The organism is Mucilaginibacter achroorhodeus, from assembly GCF_007846095.1.
GTDB lineage: Bacteria > Bacteroidota > Bacteroidia > Sphingobacteriales > Sphingobacteriaceae > Mucilaginibacter > Mucilaginibacter achroorhodeus.
Map to the genome: position 1 here is coordinate 56842 of NZ_VOEI01000003.1, position 23055 is coordinate 79896.

Consider the following 23055-nt stretch of genomic DNA (forward strand, 5'->3'; position numbering starts at 1 on the left):
CATCATTGGTTTACACAAACATCCTTAATTTATAACGAAATGTAGTTCCCTGCATCAATTATTGTAAGCTTATCGATGGTTTCCAACGAAGGCACACGACCAAGATGGGGCAGACCCGTGTAATCAATGATGTAATCTTCCGTAGATGCATTTTCTTCACCATTAAAAATAATGCCTTTTATGTTGATATTTCTGTTTTTCAATGCCTCGACAGACAATAAAGTGTGGTTAATGCTGCCCAGGTAATTTTGAGAAATCAGTATCACTGATGCATCCAATTGTTTTATCAGATCAATGATCATGACATGGCCATTCAGCGGCACCATTAAACCGCCCGCGCCTTCTATCAGCAAGGGGTTTTCAGTTTGGGGGGCAATAATAGTTTTTTCGTCAATAGTTATCCCATCCAAAGCCGCAGATTTATGGGGTGAATAGGGTTGCGTTAAGCGATAAGCCTCGTTATGAAAAATCGTTTTATCATTACTTACCAGGCTTTTTACTTTTAGCGTGTCTGAGTCATGCAGATCGCCGGATTGTATCGGTTTCCAATAGTCTGCCTTTAGTTTCTCAACTAAAATGGCAGAGATCAACGTTTTACCGATCCCGGTGCCAATGCCGGTCACAAATATTTTATTGCTCATTTATAATAATATTTATAGCTGATGCTAACTGGATTATCTCTTCTGCAGTGTTGAAGGCATGTAGACAAATACGTATGCGTTCTGCGCCAACTGCTACGGTTGGGCTCACGATTGCCCTCACATCAAAGCCTTCGTTTTGTAAAGACATTGCGGCTGCTTTTGCCTTATCATTACTGTACAAAACAATACATTGTATCGCACTATTACTTTCTATAAGTGCCGAAGAAAAAACATGTTGTTTAAACAAAGCAATGTTAGCTTTTAAACGCTCCACCGTTTCTTCTGATCGATTTAAAAGCTCATAGGCCATTTTTATAGACGCTACCTGATGAAAAGAAGCGGCAGTTGTGTAAATAAAAGATCGTGCAAAGTTGATCAAATAGTTTCGCATCAGATCACTCCCTAATACAACGGCTCCGTGTACACCCATTGCTTTACCAAATGTTATGACACGTGCGAATACTTTATCATCCAAACCCAGATGGCTTACTAAACCGGCAGGATAAATACCAAAGGCATGCGCCTCATCAACAATTAAATTGGCTTGGTATTTAGCTGTCAATTCAATAATCTCTTGTACTGGCGGCTCATCACCATCCATAGAATAAACGCTCTCGACTACAACATAGCAATTTCCTTTGGCCACCTTAAGCTTTGCTTCAAGGCTATCAACATCATTATGCTTAAAGCTGTACCGATTGGCCAAACTTAAGCGGGCACCATCAATTATAGAAGCGTGGATAAGCTCGTCATGTATAATGGTATCACCCTTTTGAGGCAGGGAAGAGAATAACCCTAAATTGGCATCATAACCTGAATTAAAAATTAAGCCGGCTTCAGCGTTATGAAATTCTGCGATCTCCTTTTCGAGGTCTTGGGTATATTTTAAATTACCGGATATTAAACGAGAACCCGTTGAACCGTTTAAAGCGTTATTAGCGTCTGTCTCTTTTCTGATCAACTCCTTTAATTCTAAGGAGCGTGCAAAACCCAGGTAATCATTAGAGCAAAAATCTATCAGACTGCTTTCGGACTTTAGCGAACGTAATGAACCCATGGCAGCGCGCTGCTCCAATTTGGACTGCATATATGTTAACGCTTTAGACAAAATCTTTTTAAAATTTGTGCTAAAATAAAAAAAGCGGCACTAAGGCCGCTCTTTATAAGCTAATTTAATATTAGTTGGACTGACCGCCACCATTTTGCATACGGGCTCGGCGCTCATCCATTTCTTTTTGCCATGCTGCAGCTTGCTCCGGGGTTAAAATGGCTTTCACTTTATCGTTAGTAGCCTGCATCATTGGGCGCATTTGGCTGCGCATATCACCACCCGCATTACGCAAGCTATCCATTGATTTTGCCTGTGCCTGATAAATGGCGGTAATTTTAGTTGTCTGGTCGTCAGTAAGGTTTAATTTTTCTTTCATTTGCTTAACACGCTCCTCAGGGCTCATTCTCATACGGCCTTGAGCGTGGCTAACTGCTGATACACCTAATACCAGCAAGCAAATCATCATAATCTTTTTCATCTCTATGTTTTTTGTTTTAAATGATAGTATGATAAAGATAGCGGGCATTAGTCTAACCTGTGCTGTTGTAACTTAATTGTTGCTGTAATTAGTTAACATCCTTATTGTTAAGATTTGCTATTGAGCGTTGCATCTGCGCCATCATGCTGGTGAGGCTTTCCATGGTTGGCTCCGGCGTAGGCTGAGGCAAATGGGTAGAGATATAGGCTTTGGCTTTCCAAACCTCCAGCAGGTCTTCTGCATCTATCTCGTAAGGATCATACACAGTGTTATCTGATATCAGCTTCAGCTTGCGGCCTTCCTTATATTTATTACCCGCACGTTTGTAAACCACACCATCACTTTTAGTAATGAATACATAGGTTTCGCCAACCTTTACATCAGACCAGTTCTCCTGGTATTCGCCGACGATAATAGTGCCTGACTGTAAAGGCAGCATTGAATCACCTTTTATTTCAAAAGCCCGGTACGTGCCTTGCTTAAACATTGGCAGGTAGAACTTAGGCAGCTGCGCTACAAATTCCGGATCGGCATAGCCATTAAGGTAGCCGGCGCTCGCCTTCATAGGCACAAGCTCTATGTTCTCATTGTCATCTTTATCTACAGAAATGCTTAGCACTCTTAGGTTTGCGGGATTGCCTTTTGGTTTTGGCGCCCACTTATCATCGATGGTTTCGTTGATAAAATCATCAATTGATACGTCAAAAAATATTGCTAATTGTTTTAGTAATTCATATTTAGGCTCTGCACGCTCTTCTTCATAAGCACCTACTAATGAACGTTTTATACCCACCTGATCAGCAAATTGCTGTTGTGTTAGCCCTTTCTTTTTCCTAAGAAATTTAATATTTGATGAAATTTTTGACATAAAAATTTGGAAATGCTAAAATGTTTAGTAATTTTATGCTCATAAAGTTAGCAATTATTTTACAACCAGCAAATTTTTTTATCAAATGAAGAGGTTCGTATATATCATCACAGACAGAAACCGTAAGAATTTACACGTAGGAATGTGCACAGATCTTTTAAAAACCATTAAATTTTACGGTGATATGCCAACCTTGTTTTTTGACAGCGCTCAACAGCTAAATAGATTAGTATATTTTGAAGAGATAAACACCGAAGAACAGGCTATGGAGCGCTTTAAGGTAGTAAGTACTTTTACACGCCCGCAAAAAGAGAAAATGATCCGCGCTGTAAATACTGATTGGATAGATCTTACTGCAGGCCTTAAATACGAAAGCGGACAAAGAACAAGGCCAACGCTTTACAGCCGCCCCTCTATACAACCGAGCAGAAGAGCGGTAGCGTAATTCAATAATTTATTGATCTACACGGTACCTAAAATAAAAAAGGCGATCATGATGAACGCCTTAACTATATAAAATGCTTTATAACTTTCTACCAACCAGGTGTGAAGTTTAAGCCGAATACGCCACCTTTAATATCGGTACGGTTAAATGGTATGGCATAATAAGGTTCAAGTATTATTGCGCCAAACAAATTCACCCTTAGTGAGATACCTGCGCTTAATGCGGGCACACGCTGATTAGTATTGTATATAGTCTGCGTTAATACATTACCATTGGCGTCTTTTACCGGATTACCATTTTGATCAGTAAGCGGCTGTTGACCTATCGCATCTGGCCCGCGCTGAAACTTGATCTCGTTACCACCATTCCATGCTAAACCTGCATCAAAGAACAGGTTAAGGTCAGTCAATAAAAATTTGGATTTTATTGCTGCCAATTTCTCCGGACCTGTAAAAGGCAAACGCATTTCAAAGTTTGCAACTGCAATTCTACTACCAGATAATTGATCTATCGTAAATCCGTTGGTATTTGGTTTGTTTGAGTTATAAAATGTCTGCGATTCATAACCTCGTATCAAAAAAGGATAACCTAAATACAGCGGATACAAATTATTGCTTGTGTTTCCAAAGCGCCCATAGCCGTACAGCCTTGCAGCAAAGGTAACCGGCGCTACCCGCACATATTCTCTCAGGTCTACGGTAGGCGAGAAGAATTTGTAAGTACCTACGTTATATTCAGCCTCAAGCCGGAAACGGTGGCCACCCAGCGGCGCGGCTATGCCGAAATAGGAATTATCGCCAACTAATGCAGCACTTGCAGCATAGATCTGGAAAGCCCTTAGATCAATCCCATTTTCTGACAGGAACTCTTCGCGGGAAATTTTTCGCTTTTGGAAATCTACCTGGTTGCCGATGGTGGTGAACTGATTGCCATTAGCATCCTGACCGGTCACGTAGCTGTAGTAGCTGCTGTACCTGTCAACACGGTATGAATAACGTGATGCGGTTGCACCAAATTCGGCTCGTAAAGTTCTCGAGAAAGGGTAGGAGGCCACACCTTGCACCGCATCTTCAAATGTGCGAATGATATCTGTTTTTTCTTCGTAAACAGGAACGTCCTTACCATTTATGGAACGGGTTGTAAAATCATAACCGTAAAAGCCGGATTGATACGGGATGTGTGACACGCCCGCACCAAATGTCCAGCGGCCTTTTTGGTGTAAGTATAAAAATGAAGCTCCAAAATCATATATGGTACCATTAACGGCAGCACCTGCGTAGATCTGGTTCCTCCCTAAAATATCACTGAACACACCTTGTATGCCGCTTGATAGACCGGCGCCGTAAACGCTGTTTACGCCCACACCAACACCACTGCTGGCCAAAGCATCAAGTTTAAACTTAGGGCGGTAAGGAATAGACTTTATTGAATCCACCGGGATCTTTCGGTAAGCTAAATAATTATTCAGGTTACTGTTTATCAGGTCAACACCTACAGCTTTGGGAGGTGGAAGCAAAGCTGCTGTAAAATCCATGCTGTTTGGATCAACCGTTACCGGTTTAAAATCCGATGCCTTTGCGTTGTAAACTGAATATTTTTGAGCCCGGTAATAAGAATAAACAACATCATTGTTGTTAGAAACACTCAACGCAGGCGAAAACTCTGTGATACCGCAGATACCGGTAAACAGTTCGGTAAGCTGTTCAACTTTGCCGTTGGCGAAGGTGTAACGGTAAAGGTTGCGGAAGCCATCGCGGTTGGATAAAAAGTATACCTGCGAACCATCAGACGAGTATTGCGGGTTAAGATTGTTGGCACCATCAAATACCTTGATGTTGGTCACTTTGCCGGTAGCAATATCCAGTTCTGCTAAGTCAAACGTTATAGCCTGCGATAACGACTTATCATAAGTTGCTCTATCACTGCTGAAAATTATCTTTTTTCCGTCCTTAGAAAAATTGGGCTGATAATCAGAGTATTTGTCGTTGGTAAGCTGTTTAACCTGTTTGCTATCGAAATTATAAAGATAAAGATCGCTCTGCCCTTCAGACATACCCTGGAAAACTACGTTCTTTCCGTCCGGCGACCATGAAAGGTTACTGAATTGTTCGGCTTTCCCCATCGATACATCGTCAATTGTGCGGCCATCAGGCACACTTACCACAAGCATCCTGTTTCGGCCTTTGGCAAATACACTGAACGCAAATTTACGTCCGTCCGGCGACCAGGTACCGGCAGATTCTATAAAGTTAAATTCATCAATATGCGTGTTTGATGTTTTACTGGTGAGCTGTTTTATTATGCGGCCTGTTTTTGCATCCGCCAGGAAAAGTTCGATACTGAACAGGTTTTTTGAAGAAAGGAAGGCCAGGTATTTTCCATCCGGACTTACCGACGGCGCAACGGTAAGATCGCCGCCTACCTTATCATCTATGATTCTTAAACCAACAGGTTTCTGAACTGTATCTTTCAATAATGGTTTGTAGGTATTGGTAATGGAATTTTGCCACAATTTAGAAAGCGTTTTATCATCGTAACCAAACGTGCGGCGTATACCGTATTGCAAACCAAAGCGGGCAACATTTTTAAAAAAAGGAACAATGATAGTATCCCCATAAGTAGAACCAAGGAATGACCAAAAAGCTTCGCCGTAACGATACGGGAAATACTTGTTACTCTCGGTAAGGGCCTTAACGGTAGGGATATCATTATTAAGATAGGCATCGCGCATCCACATGGCTGTATAGGCATCCTTTTTACCTATTGAAAGGTATTCGGCCATACCCTCAACCATCCATAACGGCAGGTTGCCGATATTTTCGGCATTTGATGAATCGCGGCCTAAGAGGATATGGTATTGAAAGGCGTGCACCAACTCGTGCCCTAAAACGTGCCGCGTGGTTTGGTTGGTTTCCATTATCGGCATTACTACACGGTTCTTTAAACCTTCGGTAACGCCACCGGTACCAACACCAATTTCCCCGTCAATAGCGGTGGTTTGCTGAAAATCAGGGTGATTAGCGTAAAGAATGATAGGGTTTGGCCTGTTAAATGTATCCCTGAATATTTGTTGATGCAGAGTGTACCACAACTCGCTTTCCTGTGCAAACCGCTTAATGAGGCTATCATTTTTCATGTAATAATAGATCTCGAAATGCGGGGTCTTATAAACCTTGAAATCCAGGTTTTTATAGCGGACTTTGTTTTGTCCAAAGTATTGCGCTTTTGCCGAGTTGCAAAAAAATGCTGCCATAAACAGGCACAGCAATGCTATAATATGTTTAACGCTCAACAGATAGAGGTAACGTTTATTCATACAGTGAGTTAAGGATCCGGTAAATTTATTAAAACGCAACTGGTAATTAAACCCTGCTTACTAATTAGATTGTGGGGGATTGCTTTCAGGTGCAGTTTCTTCGGGAGCCGGTGTTGTAACAGGTGCTGCTGTTGTGTCCATAGGCATTTCCGTACTATCGCTTGTCGTTTCTTCCTCGCGTATAATTGGTGAAGGACAATTATACTCCTTAGTTATCTTTACCCAAGGTTTTGGGAACGGCCCATATGTGTAACCCGAATTTGGGTCAGCGTATACCTTCTCCATAAAAGCGCCAAAAATTGGTAGTGCGGTATGTGAACCTTCGCCCGTTTCTGATGAGGTGAAGTGCACGCTCCGGTCATCAGCACCTACCCAAACACCGGTTACCAGGTCTTTGGTGATACCCATGTACCAGCCATCTACATAATCTGATGATGTACCTGTTTTACCGCCTATCTGGTTGTTTTTCTTCCACAGGCCAGGATATTCCCAAAGCGCCTGCGAAGTACCGCCCGGTTCTTCCATACCACCGCGGAACATGTAAAGCATCAGCCAAGCCGTTTCTTCGCTTAGTACACGCTCAGATTTAAGCTTAAATTCTTTTATCACATCGCCGTCTTGGTCTGTTATTTTCTCAACGAGGATAGGATCAACTTTTTCTCCTTTGTTCAGGAACGTGCTGTAAGCGCGTACCATTTCGTAAACAGACACATCGTTTGAACCCAAAGAAACCGATGGTACTGATTTAAGGTAACTTTCAATACCTATCTTATGCGCATACTGCACAATTTTATCCCAGCCCACATGTTCGGTAACCTGTGCGGTGATAGAGTTTACAGATTTACCCATTGCCCAACGTAAAGACATCTCGCGGTAGGAGAAATGGAAATCAGCATTTTTAGGTTCCCATACATCATCTTTGCCCTCATCCTTAAATTTGATGGTGACGGGTTTGTCGGTAAATTTATCGCAAGGGGTAAAGCCGTTATCAAGCGCGGTTACATAAGCGAAAGGCTTAAATGTTGAACCTGCCTGGCGTTTAGCCTGGTTAACGTGGTCATAGTTAAAGTATTTATGGTTAATACCGCCCACCCAAACTTTAATTTTTCCGGTTGATGGTTCCATAGTCATCATGCCGGTATTCAGTATTTTAGCGTAATATTTTATCGAGTCGACAGTTGAGAAAGTGGTGTCCTGGTCGCCTTTCCAGGTAAACACGGTCATGCGCTTCTTTTTAGTGAAATAGTCGTTTATTTTGGTGGTATCGCCGTTGTATTTTTTGCTTAACAGTTTGTAAATAGGCAGGCGTTGTTCATTCTTCAGGATAAAATCCTTTATTTCTACGCCTTTACTATCCCGCCATGGGTTTTTGTTGCCCCAAAGGTTATTGAAACGCTTTTGCAGCATCTTCATCTTCTGATCTACAGCTTCTTCGGCGTATTGTTGCAGTTTAGAGTCGATGGTGGTGTAGATCTTCAATCCATCTTCGTAAAGGTCATAGCCGTTATCTTTACACCACTTGTCCAGCCATTTTTCAACAGCATGGCGTAAATAAGAATCGCCTGCGCCTGTGTTGTCAATATAACTCAGATCAAGACCGATAGGTTTGGCCGCTTCGGCTTTGTAATCCTCTGGTTTTAGATAGCCATACTTGGTCATCTGGCTCAAAACTACATTGCGGCGTTCCAATGATCTCGCTGGGTTGGTACGCGGGTTATAGGTTGATGTAGCTTTAAGCATACCTATAAGTGTAGCAGCCTCTGCCGGGGTAACAGCATTCGGCATCTTATTGAAATAGCGTAAAGTAGCCGTCTTAATCCCGAACGTATTGTTACCGAAAGGGACGGTATTCAAATAAAGCGTTAAGATTTCTTCCTTGCTGTACTGGCGCTCTATCTTAAACGCTGTAAGCCATTCCTTACATTTAAAAACAATGGTTTTAAGCACGGGTACGTGCCTTATAATACCTTGCGATTTGCGTTTGCGGGTACTAAAAAGGTTTTTGGCTAACTGCTGTGTAATGGTACTGCCACCACGGCGGTCGCCTTTTGCAGTTGATAGTAAACTGCCGAAAAAGCCAATAAAGTCTACACCATTATGCTTGTAAAAACGCGCGTCTTCAGTAGCTACAAGGGCGTGGATGATATTGGGTGAAATAGCTTTGTATTCAACAGGAGAACGGTTCTCTTTATAAAACCGGCCGATCAATTTCCCGTCGGCGGTGTAAACTTCTGAAGCCAGCGACATAGAAGGTTGTTTGATGTCCTTCATATCGGGCGAGTAACCAAACAGCCAAAGAAAGTTCAGTTCAATAGCACAGAAAAATATAATGATAGCGTAAACAAAGATTGCGAAATATCTTAAGTACCGGTTCTTTATTTCTTTGAACATTGGATAAAGATGTAAAATAATACGCCCAATTCATAGCCAGGGCGGCTGCCAAAAGTAAACAACGCAATTTTAACAAGTAAATTTTAAGTTAAGGATTTTGAAAGGAAAAAATGTTTTGAGCTCAGCAACTGCGATTAAGGCGAAACCAAATGCTGGTTTTCATAGTATTAATCAGTATGAAACGTACAATCCTCTCCATGATACTTTCCGCCTCTATTGTAGCTGCTAACGCCCAACAACTGATCGAGGTTGCCCAGTTCGGTAAAAACCAGCCCATAGGCGTTACCGTTGCTCCAAAAAGTAACAGGCTGTTTGTTTCTTTCCCTCACACCGAGCCGTATTTGTATGGCTTGACGGAAATAGTCAATGGACAACGTGTGCCTTTCCCAAATGAAGAATGGAACAAGGTTGATACCGCACAAACCGAGACGCATTTTGTGAATGTACAGGATTTGTACGCCGACAATATGAATAACCTTTGGGTGCTTGATTCTGCACCAGGCGGAAGTGCGGCTGTAATTGGCGATAACAAAAAGAAGGAAGGTAGATTCAAACTGATCAAGATATCGCTGGATGATAACAAAGTGCAGCGCATATATGATTTTGATGATCTGCCAAAAAGCGAAAGTGCCCTAAATGATATGTGCATCGATAACAGCAAGCAATTAGCTTACCTGTCTGATCCCGGTTTAAAAGCTATTGTAGTGCTCGATCTCAACACCGGCAAAAGCCGCATAGTTTTACGCAACGATAAAAGTACTCTTGCAACGCCCGGATTCAAATTGCACCTTGATGGAAAAGATGTAGTTGATGATAGCGGCAAGCCATTTGTATCGAATGTTAATGGGATTGCGCTGACGCATGATAATAAGTGGTTTTATTTTAGGGCAATCAACCAAACCAAATTATATCGCATAGCTACTGAATACCTGGCTAACATTACGCTTTCAGATGCCGATCTGAGCAGCAAGGTTGAAACGGTTGCGGAGACTGGCGTTTGCCATGGTATGATCGCTGATAGCAGGGGTTATATCTACCTGAGTAACTCCGTTGATAAGTCCATTCAATATGTTAAACCGAACGGTGAAGTGAAAACAATGGTAACAGATAGCCGGTTGATATGGCCGGATTCCTTTGGTATAGGCAATGATGGTTATTTGTATCTGAGCGCTTCGCAGATGAACCGTTTGCCAAAGTACAATAACGGCAAAAATATGGTATCGTATCCTTTTAGGGTTTACAAGGTTAAGCTACCTAAATGGCAGGGTTGGTATTAATTATAAAACGATCATCGGTATGCATCGATAAAACCGTAAGTTCATCGCCAACATGGATAACACCCGTATCAGTTAAGGCAATATTTTGTCCGAAAAGGATTTTGTTGTCTTTACGCCGATATTTAGCGAGGGTTTTTAGCGGCTCTTTGCCTTTGGCTAAAGTTTGCTGATCAATAGTGGTCATAATACAGCGTGCGCAAAGTTTAACTCCGTAGAAATTCAAATTGTTAATTTGGATGTGGTTCATCAAGTCTTCGCTGTAGGGTGAACCGCCGGTAAACACGATATTTGGTCGGAAACGGTTCATTGGCAGCGGTTCTTCTAAACGTGTGTTCAAGTCATCTAAAGCAGACTGGCCTATTAATAGGAGGGGATAGGCATCAGAAAATGAAGTTACCATACCTTCACCGGTATAGCGTAGGTCTGTCTGCCTGTGGGTTTCATCAGGCATATAAATTAACCTGCATCCCTTGCGCAATTTTTCTGTAAACCAACTATCAACTTCATCGCTAACCAACTGACCGATACACGTATCATCCCAAATAGTTACCTCAAGCGTATCCTGTTTTAACGGTTTAAAGGGTATAGTTATAAATGATTCGTCGGGCGTGTAAGTAACTTTGAGACCATCATGTTCGAGACTCACTTGGCACAGGGCAAGTTGCGCATATTCACGTTGCGAAAGAAAACGATTATCATCATCGATCAACATCCAGCGGCGGTCGTGCTCCAGGCCGCGGTCGGTTACTTTGGCACTGGTTAATTCAATGCCTCCTAATGACTTAATTGGATAGATGATAAGACGTGAAATGCGATGCATAAACAAAACTACAAGAAGGCATCAATATCATCAAGAACGATAATTGTTTATTTAACAATTGATTTATTGGCTTTTAATTGATAGTATTGTTTTAACCAATTCACACACCGGTATCTGCAAGCCGGTTTTAAACCCTAAGTAATGGAAAATAATTCTGCTAACCTCAATTTAAAAGCTGCTGCCAATAACACTTATGATGCCATTGTAGTAGGATCGGGCATTAGTGGTGGCTGGGCTGCAAAAGAACTTACCGAACTTGGCCTTAAAACCATCATGCTTGAGCGCGGCCAAAACTATGAGCACATCAAAGACTACAAAACTGCGCAAAAGGCACCATGGGAGTTTGAACATCGAGGCAATGTAACTCTTGCTCAACGTAAAGAACGCCCGGTAATATCACGTAACTGGGGGGCTTACGAACCTATTATGGATGCCTGGGTTGACGAGAAGCAGGCACCTTATACAGAGGTGAAGCCATTTAACTGGTGGCGCTCTTACCGTTTGGGTGGCCGGTCTATTTTGTGGGGCCGCCAAAGCTACCGCTGGAGCGATTTAGATTTTGAAGCCAATGCAAAAGACGGCTGGGCCATAGATTGGCCCATACGGTATAAAGATATTTCACCATGGTATGATCATGTTGAGAAATTCATCGGTGTTAGCGGCTCCTTGGAAGGGATACCCAACCTGCCCGATGGCCATTTCTTACCGCCAATGGATCTTAACGTTGTAGAAAAAGATGTTGCAGCGAGCATTAAAAAGAAATTTGGCAGACACATGATCATCGGCAGGTCGGCAAATATTACTGTCCCTTACAATGGCCGTACAAATTGCCAGTACCGTAACAGGTGCTGGGAAGGTTGCCCGTTTGGTGGATATTTCAGCACGCAGGCTTCTACTTTGCCTGCCGCTATGAAAACCGGCAACCTGACGGTTAGGCCGCAATCCATAGTAACCAAGGTTTTGTATGATAAAAACACCAAAAAAGCTAAAGGCGTAGAGGTGCTTGATACCGAGACCAACAAAACTTACGAGTATTACGCTAAGATCGTATTCCTTAATGCATCGGCTTTGAATAGTGCCTGGGTGCTCATGAATTCGGCTACCGATATCTGGCCGCAAGGTTTGGGCAGTAGTAGCGGCGAATTGGGGCATAACATTATGGATCACCATTATAACCTTGGCGCAAGCGGACTGATGGAAGGCTATGAGGATAAATATTATTTCGGCCGTAGGGCAAATGGTGTTTACGTTGCCCGTTTCGCCAACGTAGGTAACGATAAACGCGATTACCTGCGTGGTTTTGGTTACCAGGGTTCGGCGGGCAGGCAGGGCTGGAGCAGAGAGATAGCCGAGTACGGTATTGGCACCAAATACAAAGATGCCATTGCAGAACCGGGCGCATGGACAATGGGAATTGGTGGCTTCGGCGAGCTTTTGCCATACCACGAGAACAAGATAACGCTTGACCCTAAAGTGAAAGACAAGTGGGGTTTGCCAGTGCTTTCAATGGATGCTGAGATCAAAGATAACGAGCGTAAGATGCGCATAGATATCGTGCAGGAAGCAAAGGCAATGCTTGAGGCAGCAGGTGTTAAAAACGTAGAAACGCATGATAGCGGACATAACGTTGGTGATGGCATCCACGAGATGGGTACCGCTCGTATGGGCCGCGATCCAAAAACCTCTGTGTTAAACATGCATAATCAGGTTTGGGATGCTAAAAACGTATTTGTTACAGATGGCGCCTGCATGACCTCATCTGCCTGCCAAAATCCTTCACTCACATACATGGCACTTACCGCCCGCGCTGCTAATTTTGCAGTGCAGGAACTGAAAAAGGGCGGAATAAGTTAATTTGTTATTGGTTGATTAGAGATTAGTTTTCGTCAATTTTTAAATTCAGGGATGAGAGTTTGGATTCCCTTTGTGATTAAAACACACTATGAAGAAATATATTTTATCATTTGCTTTATCACTGGTTACTGCCATCACTTTTGGTTTCGCTAAGCCACGGGTGCTTATATTTTCTAAAACTGCAGGCTTCCATCATGAGTCTATAGCGGTTGGAATACCGGCGATCATGAAAATGGGCCAGCAGAACAATTTTGATGTGGACACCACTACAAATGCTACACTATTTACGCTTAACAATCTAAAAAAATATAAAGCAGTTATTTTTTTAAGCACAACAGGCGACGTCTTAAACCCCGAGCAGCAATCAGCTTTTGAACAATACATCAAACAAGGTGGTGGCTTTGTGGGCGTTCACGCAGCAAGCGATACCGAATACGACTGGCCATGGTATGGCAACCTGGTAGGCGCTTACTTTAAAAGCCACCCCAGCAAGCAGCAGGAGGCTAACTTAGAAGTTGTAGACAGAAATTTTATCGCAACTAAACATCTGCCAGCAACCTGGCGACGTTTGGATGAATGGTATAATTACAAATGGATAGCTGACGGTTTGCATGTGCTGATCAAGATAGATGAGAAAAGCTATACCGGTGGCGAAAATGGGGATAACCACCCAATGGCCTGGTATCATAGTTATGATGGTGGCCGGGCTTTTTATACAGCGCTGGGTCATACAGATGCATCATATAGCGAGCCGCTGTTTTTACAGCACTTGCTGGGAGGCATAAAATATGCAATGGGAGAAAAATAGCAATTAAACCCCTTTAAATAATAAAGCCCGGGCCGTATCACGGCTCGGGCTTTATGTTGATGTTTCAATTATATTATTCAAAACCACCATGGCGGTTAGCTTTAGCAGGCTCGGGCCATTTGATGGTTTGGCCGCTGCTGTCTGTAGCTTTATCGCGTGGTAATTTGTTCGGATCTTCCGATGCCATGTACACCAATATGGCGGTTAAGATGGCATTGCTGCGCAGATCATCAAAAACTATCTTGTCATAAGTATCGCGGTTAGTATGCCATGTATAGTTACCATACGACCAGCTGTTTGAACCCAAAGAGAAACCGGGAGCACCTACAGCAACAAAAGAAGCAAAATCAGAACCACCACCACCCGGTGCGCCAGGAAAATTCGTTTTTATTTGGTGACGGATGGTATCAGGAACAGCATCAAGCCACTTGCCTATAAAATCCGCTGCTTTGGCAAAACCTTGTCCACTAATGTTTACTACGCGGCCGGTACCATTATCCTGGTTAAACAAAGCCTGCAGGTTAGCAACTATCTCGGGGTGATCTTCCACAAAAGCACGTGAACCATTAAGTCCCTGCTCTTCGCTCGACCAATGGCCAACCAAAATGGTACGTTTAGGCTTTGGATAGGCTTTCTTCAAAATACGCATAGCCTCCATCATGGTTAAAGTGCCGGTACCATTATCGGTGGCGCCTGTACCGCCATCCCACGAATCGAAGTGTGCCGATAGCATTACGTATTCGTTAGGTTTCTCGGTACCTTTTATTTCACCAATAACGTTAAAGGTTGGTTTTGCACCTAACTCTTTCGACTCTGTATGGATGGTAATGCGTGGTTTCTCATTTTTTTCCGTTAAACGATAAAGCAAACCGTAATCTTCAAGCGCTATGTCAACCGTAGGAATGGTTTTAGTGTAAGCAGCGAAGATCTTATCTACACCAAAACCTTGTGACCAATAATTGGTGATAATACCTGCGGCACCGGCTTTTTCTAAAGCAAGTGGTAATGTTCGGTTGGTGTAACCTGTTTTTTTAATGCGGTTGCGCCATGCATCAGATTGTGCGGTGCGTTCAGCCTTCATTTTGTCGAAAGAGCCGCTTAAGGCAAATTCCTTCCAATTATCATCAGGGCGGCCGCTAACCGGGTTCATGGAGATCATTACAAATTTCCCCTTTACTTTAGGCAGCCAATTTGCAAATGCAGTGGAGTCGGCTACATCGGCAAGCAGGATGGTTTCGGCAGTAACAGGCTTTTTCATGCCGGGGCTCCAGGCCAGTTGTGTGCCTTCAATGGTATGAACACGCGGGTATACCATATCAATATGTGATATGCCGCGTTCCCAACCACGCCAATCACCCCATTTTTCCTGACGGGCAGTAATACCCCAGGCTTTGTACTTTTCCAGCGCCCATTTACCGGCCTGGTCAAATTGAGGGGTACCAACCAGCCTTGGGCCAACGCCGTCTAATAGCTCGTGGGCAAGGGTTTGAAGCTGCGAGTTCTCTGTAGCTTCTTTTACGATGTTATCAACCACCGCATTTTTAGTCTGCCCAAATGCAGAACTGCTTATGCAAAGGGCTGCAGCAATAAAGAGTTTGTTAAAGTTTTTCATATCGTTTGATATAGGGCTTAGTTATAGCTACGAATGTAGCAAATTACAGTCGATGGTTGTTGTAACATTACTGTAGTCCAGACGACGTAAAGAGAAAACACGGATGTATAACACTGTCCACCTGAAATCAGGAATATATTTAAGTATTTGTAAATCAATTAATTATCATGATTTTACAAAGTACGTGTTTGCATAAGGAAATGGCGTAATATTATGTTTATCAATTAGTTATGTAACTTAAGCATCACATCTCATGTGTTTTGGCGTGGTTTATGATAAGGTGTTTTAAACTAAATCACAAACAATGGCACAATTAGATGTACAGCCTAAAAAGCATAGCTCTGCCTGGCTGTTGATCATATTTATTATTCTTGCTGCAGGTGCGGCAGTTTTACTATATAAAGGTTGCAATAAAAGCTCACCATTAAAGGCTGATCAAAGCGACACAACAAAAACGGATACTACAAAACTTGATAGTAATGCAATAGCAACCACCCCGCCCGACTGGAATTCGATAGATTTTAAGATTCCAAGATCTAATTATGATGAGGTGACTGATACAGCTATTATCGTTAAGGCTAACGACCGCTACACCATTTATAGCATTGGCGAAGATGTGCTTTTTAAGAAAGGCGAAAGTAAAATAATGCCTTCAGCAGAAGCTACGTTGCGGGAGGTGTCAAAGTCGATACTAAAGCGATATAAGGATGCCAACGTTGGTGTTTATAGCCACATTGATTCTACCGGAGGCGCTGCAGCAGATAAAAGCCTTAGTGCAGCAAGGACTCTCGCGGTAAAGGATTGGCTTACAAAAGTTGGCCGTTTGCCTGAAGACCAGATCTCAGTACATTCGGTGGGCGAGCAACAGCCCTTGGGTACTAACGGAGCAAATAAAGCCGGGGTTTTAAACCCTACTGTTGAAATTGTTGCTTTTCCCGGTAAAGCATTACAGTAAAATTTAATTATCACAGAAATGGATTTTGCAGACAACACAAATGATTACGATTATCTCGAAGAGTTAACCAATAGCGATTTTGAGGTAGCTGATAACCAACCAAATATTTTAGGCTGGGATGTGCATGATACTCATCAAAATAAAGTTGGAGAAGTCTCTGATTTGCTATTTAATTCAGAAACCCGCAAGGTGCGTTATATCATCTTAGATATGGAAAGTAACGATGTAGATCTTGATAACGGCCGTGTGATAGTACCTATAGATATTGCAGTGTTTGATGAGAAGAAAGATATTGTAAAACTACCTGGCGTGAGCACCACAACTTTAGAATATTTGCCTTTATATGAGCGTGGCCGTTTTATAAATAAACATACTGATGATGACATCAGGCGGGCGTTAGATATTCCTGAGCGTGATGCGCCTATAAAACCCGGCTCACTGAATGTTTCCCAAACTAAAATATTCTCTAAACGAGAGCCCGATCTATCTTAACACGCTATCAGTGATCTTGGCGAGATCAACTGCTACCTTATTGATAAATCCTAATTGCTCTTTCATTAGGTTCTCATCAGCTGTTAATGGCTGCGGTAAAATTTCCTGTGGATGATTTGAAGGTTTACTTGGTTCATCTGCGGGTTTGATTTCTTCAACTTTTCCGGCCATACGGTTGATAGCTTCCCGTAACACTGCAATACTTTTTTTTACTGACTTTTGCATATCAGGATGCAGGTTTTGCGGGCGGTTGATAACCAATGCGGATGCTATGTTGGCTGTGTATGATGCCAAAATGTGATTAAGTACAACAAACTTGTGCAGGTCTTTGATGTTCCGCTGCATGCGCTTTGGTTCAGAGGTCATTCGCTCAAACACCGCCGATAGGTTGGCAGAATTTACATAAACATCTTTACGGGCCAATTTATACTCGGTGACAGAAACCTCACGGCCTGATAAACTGTCGGATACCTTGCGCAAATAATTGATGTTCGCGGTAAGCACATGCTCGAGACTTTCCTGCACCAATTGAAACTCCCATGTCGGGAAAATGAGGTAGCTGGCAATAAAAGCAATGCCGGAGCCTATCAGCGTATCAACAATACGTTCCTGCACAATATTAAGGTGGCCAAGGCCAAGGAATTTGAACAGGATAAGCACATAGGGTGTCATAAATATTACCGACACAATATAGTTAAGCCTTAAGAAGCTGTAAGTGCCGATCATTAGGCCAACCAAGATCCAGAATTGTGCATTTTTGCCCGGCACAAAGTATAGGATTACTATCCCTATTACTCCACCTACGATAGTACCGATCAGCCTTTGATAATTGCGTTGTTTAGATAAGCTGAAGCCAGGCTTTAATATCACTATAATGGTCAACAAAACCCAATAGCTATGGCCACCAAGCGAAAAATTCTTTGCAGTAATAAAACCTACAAGGCATACCAATGATACCCGTAAAGCGTGCTTAAATGCACCGGAGCTTAAGGTTAGATTATCAAAAAATATATGGGGCGCAAAATCCTGGTGTGCTACAAATTTTGAATACTCAACATCATTTATCTTTTGCACCAAATCATCTGATGCTTTTGAATGATAATATTTATATATGTTGGTGATGGTCTTACTTAGATCGCGCAGATTGATCAGAATCTTTTTAAGGATCAGGTTGCTGCTTACATTTTCATCTGCGCCAACCTCGTCTATCTTCTTTTTTAAAACCTCAAGGCGTAGATCAAAGTTATGCAGTTTCTCGGGTCTTGTGTTAGCTAATATGGCATACCCTATATTGTCAAGATCATCGGCAACTAAATGCAAAAACGCATTAATGTCAGCTAAAACACCGGTGTTCTCAAAATTCTCACGGATCTTATTGTAATCGTAATGGGTAGCCATTATTTGCTCAAACATGTCCACCAGATCATTAAAGGTGATCACCAATACACGGCTTGCAGCAGTAGATTCCTTTACCAATACACGGCTTTTAAATAGTATCTCTCGTACGGCATCTTGATGGTTGCTTACCTGTATCTGGCTCAGCACAAGTTTGCGGTAATTCTCGTCAATATCTGTGCGGCTATCATAGAAATCGGCTTTAATACGCAAAAAATTAGCCACATCAGCAATACTCTCGCCGAGTGTTTGCTGGGCGGCGCGGTAAGGGCGTATCCCAAAAAATACTATGGCAAACAACATGTACCAAACGCCGCCGGCTAAAACCGTAAGGCAATAGACCGGCACTTGAGGTGGCGGCACATGCCTGTCCATCATAAATATCATGATTAGCAATCCGCAGGTGCCAACAGAGGCAGCTCGGTTACCATAAACCGTGAGCAGCGAAAACAGGAATGCAAAGAGTGTTATTTCAAAGCCAAGGGCGATCAGGTTCAGCCGGGCATACCCGGTTATCATGGCAACCACAAATAGTATGGCATTCCCCATGAGCATTCCGTTGCGCTTGTGGGCCAAAGGCCCGGGGCTATCTATGGTGCAGATACAAAGGGCACCTAAAGACATGGTAAGCCCCTCATCAAAATGCCCTAACTTAAGCATCAAGAGGGCAGGTGCCAGGATACCTATTGACATGCGCAGACCATCAGAAAAATACTGGCTGTAGAAAAAGCTTTTTATTTCCCGCTGATGGCTTTTCATTTACTTATTGTTGGGCACTATATTTATGCTGCAAAATTAAACAAATAAAACGGCTAAGGTTTTGCAATAATCAATATTGCATTAAAATAACCTTAACATTATAAATTTTGCAGTTTTTGAGATAATTTAAGTTTGGATTATTAAATTGACCCCGTTAATACCAAGTAACACTATAAACCTGTACCATTATGCCATCAACGCTTAGGCTTAGTCAGAAAGAATCCGTTTTTAATCAGGAAGTTGTAAAACGATTTGAGCTTTACAACAGTTTGTTCCAAACGCTGCCTTTCTACCAGGTGAAGGAGATAGGGCAGTTGCTCCCTTTTTTTAGTGCCCATTGCGAAAAAGGCGCCGCTGAACAGCAATCGCCGGGCGATATTATCAACTCATTCTTTAAAAAATATGTTCCGGGAGTAGATCACCGGGAAGAACTAAATCGGTTATTTAGATTTATACAATACATTGAAAGACAAGTTGTTTTGTTTGATGCCATTGAGGATTCATCTTTTGGTAAGATCACTAACAAGGATGATACCGGCAGCCTGCAAAGCCTGATACAGCAAGCCGCACAAAGCGAAGGCGCAAGGGCAAACATCAGCAAACAGCTACAGGATTTTTCACTGCGGTTGGTGCTTACCGCACACCCAACGCAGTTCTATCCGGATTCGGTATTAGGCATCATGACGGATATGATAGAAGCTTTAAGAAGTAATGATATCGCTACCATAGACGTACTGTTGCAACAATTAGGTAAAACGCCTTTCTTCAATAAAAAATCACCCACACCGGTTGACGAAGCCCGCAGTTTGGTGTGGTTTCTTGAGAACATATTTTATCATGCCTTATCATCGATCCAGTCTAAACTGGAAGATGAGTTTGATATTGAGGGCAACCCGAATGTGCTTGAGCTTGGCTTTTGGCCGGGCGGCGACCGCGATGGTAACCCCAACGTGACTACGGATACCACGCGTGAGGTTGCCACCTTGTTAAGGCAGATCATCTTCCGTTGTTATTATCGTGATTTCAGAAATCTGAAACGCCGGATTACCTTCAGGGGCTTAACAGATACCATTACTTCGTTGGAAAAAGTGCTTTATGATAATGCATTTAATCAACAAGAAAACCCCGAAGACCTGCAACCATATTTGTTGCAAACACTTCGCGAAATGCGCGATACGCTTATCAATAACCATGATGGGCTGTTTGTAAACATTGTTGAAAGTATGATAGAAAAGGTTAAGCTATTTGGATCATACTTTGCCACTTTAGATATACGGCAGGATAGCCGTGTATTGCGTGATGTGTTTAAATATACCACTGAGAAGGTTTACACCGGTGTACCAAAGAACTACGCCGAAATGGACGAGGTGGCCAAGCTGAAAAGCCTCCCATTTAACCAGGCCGATTTTAAATGCCCGGATAACGCTGAACCTTTGATACAGGATACCCTGAACACCATCAGGCTGATGAAACAGATACAGCACAGCAACGGCGAAAAAGGTTGCCAGCGTTTCATCATCAGTAACTGCCAGCAGGCATCAGATATACTTCAACTGATCGCTCTCCACCTTTGGAGTGGCTGGGAAAAGGATAAGCTAAGCATTGATTTTATGCCATTGTTTGAGACCGTTAACGATCTTAAACATGCCAGCGAAGTAATGGAGCGCTTGTATACCCATCCGTTCTACAAAAGCCATCTGAAGAAACGCGGCAACAAGCAGATCATCATGCTTGGATTTAGCGATAGCACTAAAGATGGTGGCTACCTGATGGCCAACTGGAGCATTTATAAAGCTAAAGTAGAGCTAACTGCAATGGCGCGCAAACATGGCATTCAACTGGCGTTTTTTGATGGCAGGGGCGGCCCGCCTGCACGTGGTGGTGGTAAAACACACAAATTTTACGCATCAATGGGTAAGGAAATTGCTAATGACCATATCCAACTTACCATACAGGGCCAGACCGTGAGCTCACAGTATGGTTCGGTTGAAACGGCAAGATTTAATACAGAGCAATTGATCAGCGCAGGTATAACATCAGCATTGCATCCAAATCACCATGATCTTTTGGATAGCAAGCATAAGGCGCTGATAGCTGATATGGCAGAAACCAGCCATAAGCTGTTTTTAGATCTGCGGGAGCATCCGCTATTCCTCGAGTATCTGGAAAAATATAGTCCGTTGAAATTATTATCCCATATCAATATCAGCAGCCGGCCAACTAAGCGCAATGCGGGTGCAAAATTGAAACTGGAGGACCTTCGCGCAATCAGCTTTGTTACATCATGGAGCCAGTTAAAACAAAATATTCCCGGCTTTTATGGCGTAGGCACCGCTTTAAAAAAGATGAAAGATAACGGCAGTTGGGAAGATGTGCGCGATCTCTATTATAAATCAGGTTTCTTTAAAACTATGCTGGATAACTGTATGATGTCGATGTCTAAGTCAGACTTCAGGGTAACAGCTTACATGGAGCAGGACAAGAAGTTTGCCAAGTTTTGGAAAGGCCTTAAAGCAGAATATGAACTAACTAAACAAATGCTGTTAGAACTAACCGAAACGAAGGTTCTGATGGAGGAATTCCCGGTTGACAGGCGTTCTATTGCCGTGCGCGAACGTATTGTGTTACCGCTGGTTATCATCCAGCATTATGCATTGCAATGCATTAATAAAACTGACGATGAAGAATTAATAGGCATATATAACAAGCTGGTTATTCGTACGGTGTATGGTATAGTTAATGCCGGCCGCAACTTGGCTTAAAATTTTTCCAATTAAAATATATAGCCAACCGCTGAAACTGTATAGCGCCTTTATTGTTACGTAGGTAGTAAATAAAACCTGCATGAGAAGATTAGGCGCTGTACTTGTTTTGGTTACCATCATCCAGATTCTGGCTTGTAATGAGCGTAAGGGCAAAAATTACAACAAAGAAGCTATCAATGATAACGAACGCGTGTTTATGCAAACCGCTCATGAGGATGGCCTTGCAGAGATTGCGATCTCTCAACTGGCACTTAAGAAAACTAAAGATACTTCGTTAGTTTCGTTGGCTAAGCATATCATTGCCGACCATACAGATGCAGATGCCCAGCTAAAAAAAATGGCCAAAGCCGATAAGATCACTTTGAGCGATACGCTAAGCAGCATTCATAACGATGCCGTAAAAAGTTTATCAGCTAAGAAGGGCAAGGCTTTTGATAAAGCATATGCTCAGGTTATAGTTAATTACAATGAAAAGGCTATAAAGTTATTTAAAGCCGCTGCCGAAACCACCGATGGTGACGTGCAGGATTTAGCCAAGCAAACACTACCCAAACTGCAAAGCCATTTCCAAAAAGCAGAGAATATTTGTACTGATCTTAAATAATGCCCTTGGGTGTTATATTAACGTAGCCTATTTGTTTTTGCCCAAGCTCAATATACTTCGAAAGCATATTTTACGTCACTCCAAAATTCATCTAAGGCTATAATACGAGGTTTAAAAAAGGATATCAACTCGGGCCAGTTTTCTTGTTGATAGATGTTTATGGGGGATAGCTCTTTAAAAATCCGGCTTACGGTTTTACCGTATTCATCAACATCATGCAGGTGCCAGTTCCACTCCTCGCCGAGGGTGCCATGCAATGTAGCTTTGTAACTCTCAAGTTGCTCATAGTAGAGTTCCTGCAGTTCTATATCAGGGTGGGTAATATCTATCGACATAGAAGCGCTCTTATTATCGGCTTGCATCCTGAAGTAGATATGCTTTGCACCTGTTTTATAATTAACCCAGTTTGCACGCAACCCTTCGGCAGATAATATGGGCGACATGTACTGCCCAAAAGCCGTCCAGAATGCCTGTCTTAACTGAGATGCTTGTTCTTTACTATACATGTTTTAAAAGGGCGGCTA

General features: G+C 42.5%; 18 protein-coding genes. 8 read left to right on the forward strand and 10 right to left on the reverse strand.

Translation table 11 applies throughout. The annotated features are described in order from the left end of the window. Positions 1 to 29 precede the first annotated feature (29 nt). From bioD to FPZ42_RS10025, 4 genes are all read right to left on the reverse strand, one after another. The gene (bioD, locus tag FPZ42_RS10010) at positions 30 to 641 is read right to left on the reverse strand and encodes a dethiobiotin synthase (protein WP_146270927.1); all 612 of its coding nucleotides are present in this window, start codon (positions 639 to 641) and stop codon (positions 30 to 32) included. Further along, on the reverse strand, positions 631 to 1728 hold the full coding sequence (locus FPZ42_RS10015; protein WP_146270929.1) for an aminotransferase class I/II-fold pyridoxal phosphate-dependent enzyme: 1098 nt from the start codon (positions 1726 to 1728) through the stop codon (positions 631 to 633). The genes bioD and FPZ42_RS10015 overlap by 11 nt, the downstream gene beginning before the upstream one ends. Before the next feature lie 91 nt (positions 1729 to 1819). Further along, positions 1820 to 2170 (reverse strand): Spy/CpxP family protein refolding chaperone, encoded by a 351-nt coding sequence (locus FPZ42_RS10020; RefSeq protein ID WP_186458737.1) that lies wholly within the window; start codon positions 2168 to 2170, stop codon positions 1820 to 1822. Between the two features lie 88 nt (positions 2171 to 2258). Then, positions 2259 to 3038: an XRE family transcriptional regulator gene (locus FPZ42_RS10025; RefSeq protein WP_146270933.1), complete on the reverse strand. Its 780-nt coding sequence runs from the start codon at positions 3036 to 3038 to the stop codon at positions 2259 to 2261. An 85-nt stretch (positions 3039 to 3123) separates the two neighbouring features. On the opposite strand from FPZ42_RS10025, the gene FPZ42_RS10030 reads away from it, so the two are divergent. Then, positions 3124 to 3483: a GIY-YIG nuclease family protein gene (locus FPZ42_RS10030; protein WP_261382270.1), complete on the forward strand. Its 360-nt coding sequence runs from the start codon at positions 3124 to 3126 to the stop codon at positions 3481 to 3483. Positions 3484 to 3571: 88 nt separating this feature from the next. Here the strand turns inward: FPZ42_RS10030 and FPZ42_RS10035 are convergent, their stop codons facing one another. Next, positions 3572 to 6799 (reverse strand): DPP IV N-terminal domain-containing protein, encoded by a 3228-nt coding sequence (locus FPZ42_RS10035; protein ID WP_146270935.1) that lies wholly within the window; start codon positions 6797 to 6799, stop codon positions 3572 to 3574. A 60-nt stretch (positions 6800 to 6859) separates the two neighbouring features. Then, entirely contained in the window at positions 6860 to 9190 is a 2331-nt protein-coding gene (locus FPZ42_RS10040; protein WP_146270937.1) for a penicillin-binding protein 1A, read from the reverse strand. 176 nt (positions 9191 to 9366) lie between these two features. Here FPZ42_RS10040 and FPZ42_RS10045 point away from each other — a divergent pair, with 176 nt between their 5' ends. Then, complete coding sequence (locus FPZ42_RS10045) at positions 9367 to 10467, forward strand: major royal jelly family protein (protein WP_261382271.1); 1101 nt, start codon at positions 9367 to 9369, stop codon at positions 10465 to 10467. On the opposite strand, the gene FPZ42_RS10050 is transcribed toward FPZ42_RS10045, so the two are convergent. Further along, positions 10445 to 11287, reverse strand: coding sequence for an MOSC domain-containing protein (locus FPZ42_RS10050; RefSeq protein WP_146270941.1), 843 nt, complete (start codon positions 11285 to 11287; stop codon positions 10445 to 10447). The genes FPZ42_RS10045 and FPZ42_RS10050 overlap by 23 nt on opposite strands. A gap of 141 nt (positions 11288 to 11428) precedes the next feature. Between FPZ42_RS10050 and FPZ42_RS10055 the strand changes: the two genes are divergently transcribed. Both FPZ42_RS10055 and FPZ42_RS10060 read left to right on the forward strand, forming a co-directional pair. After that, positions 11429 to 13141, forward strand: coding sequence for a GMC oxidoreductase (locus FPZ42_RS10055; RefSeq protein WP_146270943.1), 1713 nt, complete (start codon positions 11429 to 11431; stop codon positions 13139 to 13141). Between the two features lie 88 nt (positions 13142 to 13229). Continuing rightward, positions 13230 to 13949 (forward strand): ThuA domain-containing protein, encoded by a 720-nt coding sequence (locus FPZ42_RS10060; protein WP_146270945.1) that lies wholly within the window; start codon positions 13230 to 13232, stop codon positions 13947 to 13949. A 73-nt stretch (positions 13950 to 14022) separates the two neighbouring features. On the opposite strand, the gene FPZ42_RS10065 is transcribed toward FPZ42_RS10060, so the two are convergent. Next, positions 14023 to 15561: a M20/M25/M40 family metallo-hydrolase gene (locus FPZ42_RS10065; protein ID WP_146270947.1), complete on the reverse strand. Its 1539-nt coding sequence runs from the start codon at positions 15559 to 15561 to the stop codon at positions 14023 to 14025. 304 nt (positions 15562 to 15865) lie between these two features. On the opposite strand from FPZ42_RS10065, the gene FPZ42_RS10070 reads away from it, so the two are divergent. Continuing rightward, positions 15866 to 16516: an OmpA family protein gene (locus tag FPZ42_RS10070; protein ID WP_146270949.1), complete on the forward strand. Its 651-nt coding sequence runs from the start codon at positions 15866 to 15868 to the stop codon at positions 16514 to 16516. Between the two features lie 18 nt (positions 16517 to 16534). Continuing rightward, positions 16535 to 17008: a PRC-barrel domain-containing protein gene (locus tag FPZ42_RS10075; protein WP_146270951.1), complete on the forward strand. Its 474-nt coding sequence runs from the start codon at positions 16535 to 16537 to the stop codon at positions 17006 to 17008. On the opposite strand, the gene FPZ42_RS10080 is transcribed toward FPZ42_RS10075, so the two are convergent. Continuing rightward, positions 17000 to 19162, reverse strand: a complete 2163-nt coding sequence (locus FPZ42_RS10080) for an FUSC family protein (protein WP_146270953.1) — start codon at positions 19160 to 19162, stop codon at positions 17000 to 17002. The two genes, FPZ42_RS10075 and FPZ42_RS10080, sit on opposite strands and share 9 nt — an antisense overlap. A 188-nt stretch (positions 19163 to 19350) precedes the next feature. Here FPZ42_RS10080 and FPZ42_RS10085 point away from each other — a divergent pair, with 188 nt between their 5' ends. Both FPZ42_RS10085 and FPZ42_RS10090 read left to right on the forward strand, forming a co-directional pair. Then, positions 19351 to 21924, forward strand: a complete 2574-nt coding sequence (locus FPZ42_RS10085) for a phosphoenolpyruvate carboxylase (RefSeq protein ID WP_146270955.1) — start codon at positions 19351 to 19353, stop codon at positions 21922 to 21924. 82 nt (positions 21925 to 22006) lie between these two features. Then, complete coding sequence (locus FPZ42_RS10090; protein WP_146270957.1) at positions 22007 to 22531, forward strand: DUF4142 domain-containing protein; 525 nt, start codon at positions 22007 to 22009, stop codon at positions 22529 to 22531. A 47-nt stretch (positions 22532 to 22578) separates the two neighbouring features. Here FPZ42_RS10090 and FPZ42_RS10095 read toward each other — a convergent pair whose 3' ends face one another. Next, positions 22579 to 23037, reverse strand: a complete 459-nt coding sequence (locus tag FPZ42_RS10095) for a DUF4268 domain-containing protein (protein WP_146270959.1) — start codon at positions 23035 to 23037, stop codon at positions 22579 to 22581. Positions 23038 to 23055: the final 18 nt, after the last annotated feature.

Coding starts and splice junctions, on each gene's coding strand:
- bioD (WP_146270927.1), bottom strand. CDS start 641: ATGAGCAATAAAATATTTGTGACCGGCATTGGCACCGGGATCGGTAAA.
- FPZ42_RS10015 (WP_146270929.1), bottom strand. CDS start 1,728: ATGCAGTCCAAATTGGAGCAGCGCGCTGCCATGGGTTCATTACGTTCG.
- FPZ42_RS10020 (WP_186458737.1), bottom strand. CDS start 2,170: ATGAAAAAGATTATGATGATTTGCTTGCTGGTATTAGGTGTATCAGCA.
- FPZ42_RS10025 (WP_146270933.1), bottom strand. CDS start 3,038: ATGTCAAAAATTTCATCAAATATTAAATTTCTTAGGAAAAAGAAAGGG.
- FPZ42_RS10030 (WP_261382270.1), top strand. CDS start 3,124: ATGAAGAGGTTCGTATATATCATCACAGACAGAAACCGTAAGAATTTA.
- FPZ42_RS10035 (WP_146270935.1), bottom strand. CDS start 6,799: ATGAATAAACGTTACCTCTATCTGTTGAGCGTTAAACATATTATAGCA.
- FPZ42_RS10040 (WP_146270937.1), bottom strand. CDS start 9,190: ATGTTCAAAGAAATAAAGAACCGGTACTTAAGATATTTCGCAATCTTT.
- FPZ42_RS10045 (WP_261382271.1), top strand. CDS start 9,367: ATGAAACGTACAATCCTCTCCATGATACTTTCCGCCTCTATTGTAGCT.
- FPZ42_RS10050 (WP_146270941.1), bottom strand. CDS start 11,287: ATGCATCGCATTTCACGTCTTATCATCTATCCAATTAAGTCATTAGGA.
- FPZ42_RS10055 (WP_146270943.1), top strand. CDS start 11,429: ATGGAAAATAATTCTGCTAACCTCAATTTAAAAGCTGCTGCCAATAAC.
- FPZ42_RS10060 (WP_146270945.1), top strand. CDS start 13,230: ATGAAGAAATATATTTTATCATTTGCTTTATCACTGGTTACTGCCATC.
- FPZ42_RS10065 (WP_146270947.1), bottom strand. CDS start 15,561: ATGAAAAACTTTAACAAACTCTTTATTGCTGCAGCCCTTTGCATAAGC.
- FPZ42_RS10070 (WP_146270949.1), top strand. CDS start 15,866: ATGGCACAATTAGATGTACAGCCTAAAAAGCATAGCTCTGCCTGGCTG.
- FPZ42_RS10075 (WP_146270951.1), top strand. CDS start 16,535: ATGGATTTTGCAGACAACACAAATGATTACGATTATCTCGAAGAGTTA.
- FPZ42_RS10080 (WP_146270953.1), bottom strand. CDS start 19,162: ATGAAAAGCCATCAGCGGGAAATAAAAAGCTTTTTCTACAGCCAGTAT.
- FPZ42_RS10085 (WP_146270955.1), top strand. CDS start 19,351: ATGCCATCAACGCTTAGGCTTAGTCAGAAAGAATCCGTTTTTAATCAG.
- FPZ42_RS10090 (WP_146270957.1), top strand. CDS start 22,007: ATGAGAAGATTAGGCGCTGTACTTGTTTTGGTTACCATCATCCAGATT.
- FPZ42_RS10095 (WP_146270959.1), bottom strand. CDS start 23,037: ATGTATAGTAAAGAACAAGCATCTCAGTTAAGACAGGCATTCTGGACG.